At 57.4% G+C, this 11,834-nt stretch carries 12 protein-coding genes; 1 reads left to right on the top strand and 11 read right to left on the bottom strand.

The genetic code is table 11. The annotated features are described in order from the left end of the window. The 4 genes from A3730_RS03720 to A3730_RS03705 all read right to left on the bottom strand — a co-directional run. Nucleotides 1–259: oxygenase MpaB family protein (locus tag A3730_RS03720; RefSeq protein ID WP_156500868.1), on the bottom strand; the 259-nt coding region annotated here is incomplete at its 3' end. Between the two features lie 149 nt (nucleotides 260–408). Beyond that, entirely contained in the window at nucleotides 409–1,035 is a 627-nt protein-coding gene (locus A3730_RS03715; protein WP_063518542.1) for a TetR/AcrR family transcriptional regulator, read from the bottom strand. A gap of 149 nt (nucleotides 1,036–1,184) precedes the next feature. Next, nucleotides 1,185–2,309: an acyl-CoA dehydrogenase family protein gene (locus A3730_RS03710; protein ID WP_063518925.1), complete on the bottom strand. Its 1,125-nt coding sequence runs from the start codon at nucleotides 2,307–2,309 to the stop codon at nucleotides 1,185–1,187. 144 nt (nucleotides 2,310–2,453) lie between these two features. After that, the gene (locus A3730_RS03705) at nucleotides 2,454–3,656 is read right to left on the bottom strand and encodes an acyl-CoA dehydrogenase family protein (RefSeq protein WP_063518924.1); all 1,203 of its coding nucleotides are present in this window, start codon (nucleotides 3,654–3,656) and stop codon (nucleotides 2,454–2,456) included. A gap of 207 nt (nucleotides 3,657–3,863) precedes the next feature. Between A3730_RS03705 and ylqF the strand changes: the two genes are divergently transcribed. Next, a complete protein-coding gene (gene ylqF, locus A3730_RS03700; RefSeq protein WP_063518923.1) occupies nucleotides 3,864–4,802 on the top strand; it encodes a ribosome biogenesis GTPase YlqF in 939 nt (312 codons plus the stop codon). Between the two features lie 26 nt (nucleotides 4,803–4,828). Here the strand turns inward: ylqF and A3730_RS30190 are convergent, their stop codons facing one another. The 7 genes from A3730_RS30190 to A3730_RS03670 all read right to left on the bottom strand — a co-directional run. Beyond that, nucleotides 4,829–5,077: a YhfG family protein gene (locus A3730_RS30190; RefSeq protein WP_156496774.1), complete on the bottom strand. Its 249-nt coding sequence runs from the start codon at nucleotides 5,075–5,077 to the stop codon at nucleotides 4,829–4,831. Next, nucleotides 5,038–5,748, bottom strand: a complete 711-nt coding sequence (locus tag A3730_RS03695) for a M48 family metallopeptidase (protein WP_063518922.1) — start codon at nucleotides 5,746–5,748, stop codon at nucleotides 5,038–5,040. Before A3730_RS03695 ends, A3730_RS30190 begins: the two co-directional genes overlap by 40 nt. Before the next feature lies 1 nt (nucleotide 5,749). Beyond that, entirely contained in the window at nucleotides 5,750–6,079 is a 330-nt protein-coding gene (locus tag A3730_RS03690; protein WP_063518851.1) for a DNA-binding transcriptional regulator, read from the bottom strand. After that, complete coding sequence (locus A3730_RS03685; protein WP_063518850.1) at nucleotides 6,063–6,416, bottom strand: hypothetical protein; 354 nt, start codon at nucleotides 6,414–6,416, stop codon at nucleotides 6,063–6,065. Before A3730_RS03685 ends, A3730_RS03690 begins: the two co-directional genes overlap by 17 nt. 320 nt (nucleotides 6,417–6,736) lie before the next feature. Beyond that, on the bottom strand, nucleotides 6,737–9,883 hold the full coding sequence (locus A3730_RS03680) for a type I restriction endonuclease subunit R (protein ID WP_063518849.1): 3,147 nt from the start codon (nucleotides 9,881–9,883) through the stop codon (nucleotides 6,737–6,739). Beyond that, nucleotides 9,884–10,891, bottom strand: a complete 1,008-nt coding sequence (rhuM, locus tag A3730_RS03675; RefSeq protein ID WP_063518848.1) for a RhuM family protein — start codon at nucleotides 10,889–10,891, stop codon at nucleotides 9,884–9,886. A gap of 94 nt (nucleotides 10,892–10,985) precedes the next feature. Continuing rightward, nucleotides 10,986–11,834 (bottom strand): restriction endonuclease subunit S (locus A3730_RS03670; RefSeq protein ID WP_063537499.1); only part of this gene is annotated, 849 nt, incomplete at its 5' end.

Genomic DNA, 11,834 nt, shown 5'->3' with positions numbered 1-11,834 from the left:
CGATAGCACGCTGGGGCCGCGCATACACAATGGGCCAGAGCAATTCGGTAGACCGTTTGGCGCGGCCCCAGGGGTCGGTTTTATAGACCGAGTGTTCTCCCACGCCCGCATCGATAATCGGATGCGCCACCTGCAGCACAAAAGCCTGCGGCAGCATCAAGTGAAAACGCCAGGAACCGAAGTCCTGCCAGGTCAGGGAGTCAGGTCCCAACGGTTGAAGGTCCAGGTGTCGTTCTGTCTGTTCAGCGGTCTGTGTCATGGGGGAGCTCGATAACTGGCTATGAGACAAATACAAAAATACGTCTCACCCATGCCGAGAGGCAACCCATGCATACAGCTTTCACTGTTATGTTTAGGACAAAATGATCAATTACCCGTCACATTGGGTCAGGAGGGTCAGGAAGACAATCAAGGTGTCAGGAGCGGGCGCAGGTAGTCTTCCGCCACCCGGCGTACGCTGTCAGCATCGGCCGGGTTCAATACGCCATCAGGGGACAGCACCATGGACTGCATAAGCCGTAACATCAGTTCCGCCATGGGCTCCATGGGCTGCTGACGAATAGCACCGCTATCCTGCTCCACCTGCAACAACCCCGCCAGATAGATACGGAAGAACCCCATCATTTGCCACAGGCGTTGCGTCAGTAGCGGCAAAATGGTCTCCGGTTCGGAAGTCAGCAGCCGCTTCAGCAACGGATGCCGGTGGGCCCGGGTCACCGCCAGCACGAAGGATTCAAGAACACGTTCAAGGCCGCTGTCCAGCTTCTCCAGTTCATCTTCGATCATCGCCAGTTGTCGCTGGCATTCGCGCAGAATCACCACCTGAATCAACTGGTCCTTATCCGCAAAACGACGATAGGCCGTCGCCCGACCAATGCCCGCACGGGTGGCCACATCTTCCATGGTGGTACGTCGCAAACCGAATTCCACGAACAATGCCAACCCGGCATCAAGAATTTTCTCGTAGGTTCTATCGCCCTGGGGAACCTGAAGATTCTTGAGCAGCGCCGCCGACGCGATATTTTTGCGAGACATTCCAACTCCCTGTGATATGAACCGGATACGCGATCAACCTGCGCGAATACCCTCATCAAGGGTATATACCCCATGGCTCCCCAGCCCGCAAATTCCGTTTCATAGCAATGCCTCCATGACCAAGCAACAAGCCCCGCCATGGTATCGGCTCAGGCGGGTTGCACCATCGCCCTTAAATGCATATCCGCATTACCAAACAGTCCATCCGCTGCCGTCAACCGCTTGACGAAATGGCCCACACCCAATTCATCGGTCATGCCCATGCCACCATGGATCTGGATGGCTTCCTGGCCGATCTTGCGTCCGGCACGGCCCAACTGGGCCTTCATGGCATACACCGCCTTATCCGCATCCTCGTGGCCTTCCACGTATTTCAGTGTGGATGCCAGCAACAGGGAGCGGGTCTGTTCCATAGCGATGAACATATCCGCCATGCGGAACTGCAGCACCTGGAATTTACCGATAGCCAAGCCGAACTGTTTGCGGGTCTTGGTGTATTCCACCGTATCGTTAAGCAACACGGACATGCTTCCCACACTCTCTGCTGACAAGGCCAACAGCCCCTCATGCAGCACCGCTTTGGCCACATCATAGCCTTTGTTCAGCTCACCGATGCGAGCCACACCAGGCACCGTCACGTCTGAGAAGCGAATTTCTGCCCCCTGGCGGCCATCCACCATGCGATGGGGCACGCGCGCGATTCCTTCGGCACTGGCATCTACCAGAAACAAAGACAAACCATCCTTATCACCCGGCTGTCCAGCGGTACGGGCCAGCACCACCAACAGGTCCGCCTGGTCACCATTCATCACCGATGCCTTGGTGCCATTCAACACCACATTATCGCCTTTCACTGTGGCCTGAAGGGCGGTGTTTTCCAGGCTAAAAACCCGTTCGTACTCTTCAGCGGCAAACGCCAGCTGCAAGCGTCCCTCGATCAATGCGGGAATGGTTTCCGCCTGTTGGGACGCCTCGGCCCGGCGCAGAAACCCGCCACCCAACACCACGGTGGCGATATACGGTGACATGATCAGGCCTTCACCCAGCGCCTCGAGCAGCACCATGGTTTCCAGCGGGCCCATGCCCATGCCCCCGTGTTCTTCCTCAAACGGCACCGCCAACCAACCCAGTTCAGCCAGCTTCTGCCAGGTGGCTGTATCCAGGGGCATCAGTTTTTTATTCTGCCGATGGGTTTCGACATCACTGTTGTCGCGCACAAACCGCTTGGCGCTATCCGCCAGCATTTGCTGTTCTTCACTCAACTGAAAATTCATCGTTGTTCTCCATTCCCGGGTAGCTGCCGGCTCTCACCGTTCCAGCCTTCACCATGCGAGCATGGTTTCCCACAAAACCTGACACCACCGAGAGCCCCTGCGGGAAGTCATGCTCGCATGACGAATCCCGGCCCTCAGTCACCCTCAAAGCCCCAACACCGCCTTGGCGATAATCCCGCGCTGCACCTCATTGGAGCCGCCGTAAATGGAGCAGGCTCGGGAATTGAGATAATGGGGCATGGCGGTGAGCGCATATTCCGGCCCGGTAATCGGCTGATCGTCGCCGGGCACCAGCGCCTGGGGCTGCCAGATCGTCGCCTGCGCCCCCAGGGTTTCGATGCGCAGTTCCGTCACTTTCTGCAGTAGCTCGGTACCCAGAATCTTGGTCATGGACGACAGCGCCCCCGGATCCTTGCCGGCTGACAGCGCCGACTTGATACGCATTTCCGTAAACTCCAGGGCCAGCACATCCGCCTCCAGCTGGGCCAGCTTGTGCTGCCATACCGGATCGTCCAGCAAGGCACCAAACGCGGTCTGCTGTTTGGATGCCATCACCTTGATCTTTTCCAACTGCACATGAAGGCTGGGAGCATACTCCTGGCCACCGCGTTCGAACGTGAGCAGGTATTTGGCCACCGTCCAGCCATCGTTTTCCTCACCAACACGGTTCTTCTGCGGTACGCGGACATTGTCGAAAAACACTTGGCACTGCTCGGTCACTTCATCCAGACCAACGATGGGTTCAATGGAAATACCCGGCAGGTCCATATCCAGCAACAGGAAGGTGATGCCCTGTTGCGGTTTGCCGTCTTTGCGGGTGCGCACCAACGCGAACATCTTGTTGGCGTAATGGGCGTAGGTGGTCCAGATCTTGGTGCCATTGATGATGTAGTCATCACCGTCTTTCTCAGCGAAGGTTTTCAACGATGCCAGATCGGAGCCAGCACCCGGCTCCGAGTAACCCTGGCACCAGAAATGTTCACCGCTGAGGATCTTTGGCAGGTATTCCTTCTGCTGCTCTTCAGTGCCACAACCAATCAGGCAGGGCCCGCACATGTGCAAGCCCATGGGCACCAGTGGCGGGGTTTCCGCACGCACCAGCTCTTCGGCGAAAATGGCCCGTTGGGTCACGCTCCAGCCGGTACCTCCGAACTCTTTTGGCCAGTGCGGGGCCGCCCAGCCCTTGTTGTTCAGGATCGTCTGCCAGGCCATGGCCTCTTTCACCGGTGAAAACACCGATGTCACCATCTTGCCCGCCTCGCGAATTTCATCGGTGAGGCTTTCTTCCAGGAAGGTTCGCACCTCATCCCGAAATGATGCTTCCTGTTCCGGCACCTGCAGATCCATGACGCACTCCACTTATGTATAAACTCAATCAGCCCAGTGTACGGGAGGCGACTTGAGACAATAATGACGATTCGTTTCACCCGGATGGCCAAAACCGTCAAAACAGGCAGAGCCCTTACCCTGCCTGCGCCAGTCAGCCCGCAACACTCCCCCGTCCACCTGGTTTATACTCCCCACCACATTCAATCGATACGACACGGCGTCCCCATGAGCATCAACTGGTTCCCCGGCCACATGAACAAGGCCATCCGCGAAATCCGCGACATTCTTCCCAAGGTGGACCTGATCATCGAGGTGGTGGACGCGCGCCTGCCCTACAGCAGCGCCAACCCGGTGATCGAACAATTCCGGGCCGACAAGCCCTGCCTGAAACTGCTCAGCAAAAGCGACCTGGCCGACCCCGCCGTCACCCAGCAGTGGCTTGATCACCTGGAGCAGGACCCGAAAGTTCGTGCTCTGGCCATCACCACCGACAAACCGGAACAGATCCGCAAACTGGTGGACACCGCCCTGAAAATGGCCGGCAAGCGGACCGACCGCGCCACCAGCGTTACCGCCCTGATCACCGGCATTCCCAACGTGGGCAAATCCACCCTGATCAACAACCTGGCCAGCCGCATCATCGCCAAAGCCGGTAACGAACCCGCCGTCACCCAGCGCCAGCAACGCATCGACCTGCGCAACGGCCTGGTGCTCATCGACACCCCCGGCATTCTCTGGCCGAAAATCGAAAACCCGGACAGCGGTTACCGCCTGGCCCTCTCCGGCGCCATCAAGGCCACCGCCATGCAGGAAGACGACGTGGCCCTGTTCGCTGCCGAATACTTCATGCAGGCCTACCCGCAACAAATGAAAGAACGCTTCAAACGCGACGACCTGCCCGAAGACGGCGTGCCCTTCCTGGAAACCATCGGCAAACAACGGGGCTGCCTGGGCAGCGGCGGCCACGTGGACTTCGACCGCGCCGCCACCCTGCTGATCAGCGAATACCGCGGCGGCAGACTGGGCCAGCTCACCCTGGAAACCCCGGCCATGGCGGAGCAAGAGCATGTGAAGGTGGCGGAGATACGCAGGTTGAAAGAGGAGGAGAAGGAGGCGAAGAAGAAGGCCAGGAAGGCGGCGTATAAGGCGAAGGGGCAGAAATAGGTTATCCCAGCGAAAATGGCTAGAGATTATCGCTGTCGGGAATGAAAACGTACCGCTTCTTCTTTCGAAGAAAACCGTGGTTCAGACGCCTTTTCGGGAACATCAAAACCTTCCAGCCTCAAGCCCGCTGCATCATTGCGACGGCGAACGCTGGCGAAGTATGCCATTTTGGTTTTTAAAGAGGGAGAAATCATCACGTCACCTCGGTCAAATTCATTATGCTGTTGAGTGACTTTTACAACACAACCATCACATGCCCATGCCGCTTCAGCCACTCCCGGCATTCTTCATAATCGGGCAGCACCCTGCCCACCTCACCCCAGAACTGCGGCGAGTGATCATGGCGAATCAAATGACATAACTCGTGGACAACCACGTAATCCACCATACGGTTCGGGGCCATCATGATCTGCCAGTTGAATTGCAGCTCACCTTTCGCGGTGCAGCTTCCCCAGCGGGATTTAAAGGTTTTGATAGACACATTGGGGACAGTGACGCCCACCTGCGGCGCCCAGCGGGCGACTTTATCTTTTAGTTTCGTTTCGGCCTGGCGCTTGTACCAGCGAATCAGGGCGTTGCGGATCATGTGGGGTTGTTCCGCGCCCTGGGGCACGGACACCAGCAAACGCCCCTGCACCAATTTCACCGGAGCGAAGAGGCCTTTTTCCACTTTCAGCCGGTAGTTGCGGCCAAGGTAGGAGAAGGACTCTCCGGAGACGTAGCGCTTGCTGCTGGGCGGGGTCATCTCCTGATGAAGCGCGATCTTTTCCTTGATCCAGCGGCGTTTGGCCGCCAGCAATTCGCCAATACGCTCCAAAGAAACGTCCGCCGGCACCACCACCGACACCGCCCCTTCTTCCACCCGGATATCGGCAGACTTGCGGCGACTGGTGCGGATCACTTCGGCAATAAAGCCGTTGCCGTCGATAAATTCAGGACGCTTCAAGCTATAGCTCTCTGATCCAGTCCAGCGTTTCCGGGTGGCGCTGAATCAGGCGCATCAGGGTGGTCGAGCCCTGGTCCGGTTTACCACGGTCCTGCTCCCAGCGCTCAAGCGTGCGCACACTCATGCGTAGCATGTTGGCGAAGATCGGGCGGGACACTTTCAGGCTTTCGCGCAGCGAACGAATTTCTGCAGCGGTAATTTCCAGCGGGTCTTTCAGTTCCAGCTCAGTGGTCTGCAGGGTTTGCTTGCCCTCCCGGGCATCCTGCAACGCCTCAAAGCCTTCGGTCAGTTCGCCGAAGATATCGCGCTTGTTGTCAGTCTTCTTTGCCATGGCTTCTCGCCTCCACCTCGCGCGCCAGCAGCGCCTTGAGGGCTTTCTTCTGGTCAGCGGTCAAATCGGTTGCCTCATCCTTGTCATACAGGGTGAACAACCAGAACTGTGCGCCACCGGCGTACCAGTAATAGATAATCCGCACCCCACCGCGCTTGCCCTTTCCGCGCCGCTTGTCCACCCAGCGCACCTTGCGCAGCCCGCCCGTGCCCTGAATCACATCCCCCATGTGGGGCGATTCCAGCAACATGGCCTGGAGCAACCGGTATTCCTCGTCTTTCAGGTAGTCCGCCCGGTGGCGGCTGAAGGGCGGCAGCTCGACAAACAGCGCCTTCATGGGGTGCTCGACCCAAAGTATACGCGATTCACGTATGACGGCAAGCCTGTGACTGTCAGCGACAGCCCATCAGCATACAAAGCCATCCTTGGCTCCTTGTATTTCAATCAGTTAGCCAGACCTTCCTTGTAGGAGCGGTGGTTCCACCGCGATGCACCAGATCCATCTGTGCTTGCAGCCTCCTTGAAACCCAAAATCGCGGTGGAACCACCGCTCCCACAGGGTGAGATTGCATCCCCAACCGAGTTCAGCACTGACCTCTCATTCCACCACATTCGCCCCTCAAGTGGGGCTCCTACAGCTACCGGGTTCGCAGGCGTCTACTTGAACTTCGTCTTCGCCAGATCCATAAACCGCTCCTGCACCACATTCACAATCGCCTTGTCGCCAAAGCTGCAGTCCAGGATCGCCCGCTTGATGGCCTTCTTCATGCGCTTGATCTCTTCGCCTTTCTTGAAGAAATCCACGATCTGGGTAGCTTCGTTGAACATCTCCACCAGCGCTTGGGTGGTGGTCTTGATCTCGTCCTCGACGCTCTCGCTCACCACCTCTTCGCCCGTATGGCGAACCACTTCCGACATCAAAATGCGGAAGAAAGCCATCTCGGTTTCATCCAGGCCCTTGTCATTCCCCTCCTGCTTACGGTTACTCTCGATGGACCCAACCATGTCCAGCAGCAATTCCAGTTGCTGCTCCCACTTGCCGTTGGTCTTCTCGATGATGTCGCGCAGGCGCAGGCTCAGGGACTTGTAGTATTCCGGGTCTTCATCCAGCTTCACGGTGATGTGGTGCTTGATAGCGCTCTCAATCTCCGAGGCGCGGGATTCCGGGGATTTGATCTGCTCCACGGATTCGCGGAAGTTGGCGGCCATCAAGTCCACCGGCGGGATCTTCGGATCGACGCCGGTGCTGATGATGTGCTCATCCACCAGTTGCCTCACCTTCTCGCCGGCGTCGGCGATATTCAGGCCCGGGTCGCGGTAGCGGTTGCGGGCAGCGTTCTGCACCTTGCCCCACAGCTTCAGGTCGGCAATAAACGGCTTGGCCGCCGGGTCGGGCAGCACCACGTCCATCTGCCGGGCAAAGCGCTTGTAGGCCAGCTCGAATTGCTGGCGGATGTCTTCGTCCTTGAGGAACAGCACGTAGTCATCGACATCCGAGCCCTTAAGGCCACTGAACACCTGCGCCACCCGCGTATGCGTCGCCTTCAGCTTGGGGATCTCGTCCTTCAGGGTGACATAGGTGCCTTCCACGTCATCGCTGCTGAACTGCTCCAGCGCCTCGGTGAGGTAATCGGACAGGCCGTAGTAATCCACCACAAAGCCCGCCTGCTTCCCCTTGTAGGTACGATTCACCCGCGCAATGGCCTGCATCAGGGTGTGATCCTTCAGGCTGCGGTCGATGTACATCACCTGGGCAATGGGGGCATCGAAGCCGGTGAGCAGCATGTCCTTCACAATCAGGAAGGCCAGCGGGTTCTCGTTCAGGGGCTTCTTGAAACCATCGATGGCCTGCTTCTGCTGGGCCTTGTCGGTGTACTTGGCAATGTAGCCCTCGTCATTGTGGCTACCACTGATAATCACCTCGGACGGCGGCGCGCCCAGCTCATCCAGGGTCTTCTTGTACACCGTGGCCGCATGGCGGCTGCCCACCACCACCATGGCCTTGAAGCCGTTGGGCTGGATATGCTCCCGGTAGTGCTTGAGCAGATCCAGGCACACCCAGCGAATCCGCGCCGGGGCTTCGCGCACCGCCCGCTCCACCCCGTACTTCTTCTTGATCTCGCGCTTCTCGTCGTCGCTCTTGTCCTTGAAGTATTCGTCGAACAGCTTGTCCAGAGATTCGCCCACCACCTGGGTCTGGGCCTGGCGGCCTTCGTAGATGATCCGCACCGTGGCGCCGTCTTCCACCGCCTCATTGATCTTGTACTGGTCGATGTAGCCACCAAAGGCCTGATCCATCTTCTGGGTCTTCAGTAGCGGGGTGCCGGTGAAGCCGATCTTGGGGGCATTGGGCAGGGCCGCATTGATTGTAGCCGCCAGGCCGCCGAACTGGGTGCGGTGGGCCTCGTCGGCCAGCACGATGATCTTGTCGCTGGGGTTCAGATCGGTAAAGTCGCCTTCCGCCTCGGCATCCTGAAACTTTTGCACCATGGCCGTGACAATGTCAGAGGCATCCTTGGTGAGCAGCTCTTTCAGCTTGGCCACCGAGTTGGCGTTATAGATGGTTTCGTTCTGGGCATCGCGGAAGGTGGCGGAAAGTTGGCTGTCCAGCTGGGTACGGTCGGTGACGAACACCAGCTTGTACTTCTGCAGTTCCGGGTCGCGGCGCATCTTCACCGCCAGCATGACCATGGTCAGCGACTTGCCCGAGCCCTGGGTGTGCCACACCACCCCGGACTTTTCTTTACGGGTAGTGCCGTGCTTCAGTCGCTCGATCACCTTGTTCACTGCCCGGTACTGCTGGTAACGGGCCACCTTCTTGATCAGGCGGCCTTCCACCGGTTCAAACAGGATGAAATTGCGGATCAGGTCGAGAAAGGTGTCGTGGCTGAACATGCCCATCAGCAGGCGTTGCTGAGCGGTGATATCGCTCTGCACCGCTTCGCCTGCACCATTGGCCGCTTCCCCTTCACCAGTAAGAATGGCCTTCACCTGTTCCAGATAGGCCGTGGACGGCACATCTTCAATCTTGCTGGCGGCATTCCCGTCGGTCGTTACTCTCCCAGCCTCCGGCTTCGCCAGCACCCCACGGATATCCGCATCCGTATAGGGGTAAGCATCCTTCCAGTCGCCGTAATGCTGGGCCATGGAACTGATGGTGCCGACCCGGGCCTGATCCCGGCAGGTGGACACCATCAACTGGTTATACCAGAACAGCTTCTGCGCCCCTTCATCATCTTCCGGGCGGCGCAGGTTGGCGTAGCGGCGTAGCTGGTTGATGCCCTCGCCGATGGCATCCGAGGAGGAATAGGGAGACTTGCACTCGATCACCGCCAGCGGCAGGCCATTCACGAAGCAGACAATGTCGGGAATGATGTTCTGGTTCGCGCCTTCCACCTTGAACTGGCTGGTGCAGAGAAAGTCGTTATTGGCCGGGTTATCGAAATCCACAACGGTGACCGTTTGCCCCTTGCGGCCCGAGCCCAGATCCTGCTCCACGGAAAGGGCATGATCGCCAGTGCAGCAGAGCATTTCCCACAGGGCCTGGTTGTATTCAATCAGGCCGGCGAAATTGGGGTGGGTAAACTCACGCAGCACCTTGCGCAGGTTTTCCTCGCTGATCCACGGGTTCAGGCGGCGCAGGGCCGCCTCCAGCCGCTTGGCAAGCACTACATCGCGAAAATAAGCGCGTTCTTGCCTGACGAGGTCAGGCGATAGCGCAGCACCATTTACATAAGACCAGCCCAGTTGCGTGAGCTGTTCAATGGCCGGCGCTTCAACCTTGTCGTATTCGTCCTGAAACACTCAGGCCTCCTTCTCGCTACTATCCTGAGCCAGCATATTCATGACCAAGCGTATCAGCGTGTCTTTCTGTTTCGGGTCAGATTCCGCCACCAGCAGGGTCAGAGCCGCCAGGCCGGTATCGTTAATCACCGCCTCGCCAGCGGCATTCAGCAAACGGCCATTACGGTGCAGGAAGTCCACAAACAGCCAGGCACCGCTGCGCTTGTTGCCATCGCTGAAGGGGTGGTTCTTCACCACGAAATACAGCAAATGTGCGGCTTTGCTTTCCACCGCCGGGTAGGCAGGCTCGCCAAACACCGTTTGCTCAAGGTTGCCGAAAATCCCCGCCAGACCATCGCTACGCGGGTTGGCAAACAAGGCCGTGGCTTCGCCGCGCGCCATGAGCAGGGCTTTCAGGCCCTTCAAGTCGGCCATGGCCTGCTCTGGCGAAGGCAGCTGACCGCCCGCCTCACCGCTGGGTTCTTCCAGCAAACCCTCGTCGTAGCGCTGTAGCCACAGGAAGGTTTGCGTATAGCGGCTGACAATCTCCACCAGCCCGCGCCCTTCTTCCAGCCCCAACCCCGTTGATTTCACAGCTTTTTTCACCAGCGCCAAGGCCTGTTCCAGTTCATGGGCGTTTTGCTCAAAACGCTGCTGGTTGATGGTGTAGCCGCGGGTGAGGTGTTCTTTCAGGCGCTGGGTGGCCCAGATGCGAAACTGGGTACCTTTTTTCGAGTTCACCCGATACCCCACGGAAATAATGGCGTCCAGGTTATAAAACTTGAGCTTTCTGCGTACCTGCCGCTTGCCCTCTTGGCGAACTACCGAGGATTCCTCGGTAGTTGCCTCGGCATCCAGTTCGCCTTCCTTGAAGATGTTTTTCAGGTGTAAACCGATGGTATCGGCATCTTTCTCAAACAGCTCTGCCATCTGGCCCTGAGACAGCCACAAGGTGTCCTGCTCCAGCCTCACCTCAATGGGACCTTGGTCGCTGCTTTGGTAAATTTCGATCTGTGCGGGCGCGTCCATACGTTTACGTCCCCAAAGCGGTTGTCAGCTGCGCAATGGCCGGAATTTCGACTTTTTCGGCTTCATCCTGAAACATAACGGGCAGTCACGCCAATCAGGCGACTGCGTTCTCCTTGTTATCGACGTTGACTCTGAGCTTGCCGGTGAGCAGGTCTTGCATTAGGGATTTTTTGAGATTTGTGGTTGCGGATAGCTTTTCCGCCTTTCCCAATATGACTCTAGAAATTCTTGCGTGTGCCTCAGCAATCTTCTGTTGCTCGCAAATAGGAGGCAACGGGAGGAGCAATCCCTTCAGGGTTTTAGAGCTTATAGAATCCATCACCCCTCCTTGTGACTCATTTTTGAACTGCTCATGCACCCAATTAGCATAATTTATTTGCCAGCAAATCAACTCAGGAATACATAACTCTTGATCGAAGGTCATTGTCCAAACATGCTTAGAAGACAAAGCCCTGCCGACGCCATCAGGAACAACGCAGCATCTGCCAACAGTTCCCATAATTGTGACCATTACATCCTTTTCTCTGACCGCGTACCGCTTGAGTTCTTCAAACTTTTCTTCTGATACGAATCGCCGAAATTTATTCTCGAACCTTTCAACATGGACGTTATCAATCCCTAGATAAGGGATCCCTTTTTGAACGAGCTCGCTCTTCAGTAGAGAACTGCCAAACGGACCACTTCTCATAGGGTAGTCAACTTTTGCCAACAGGGACTCTAAACCAACAACTTCCCACCCCTCCGGAATCCGCCCCACCGGCGAATCCTTGAACGCGGTATGCCCAATGCCTTTGGTCAACAGCTCCTGCATCATGCCGGTTTTCAGGTCTTTCAGCTTGTCGATCTGTGCGCGTGTTTTTTCGATCACGTCATCGACGGAGGACAGGATGGCTGCTATTTTTTGTTGTTCGGGGAGAGGGGGGACTGGCACCTGAAGATTTTC

Source organism: Alcanivorax sp. HI0044 (assembly GCF_001634945.1).
Note: the sequence above shows the minus strand (reverse complement) of the source record. Positions and strands in the feature narration are given on the sequence as shown.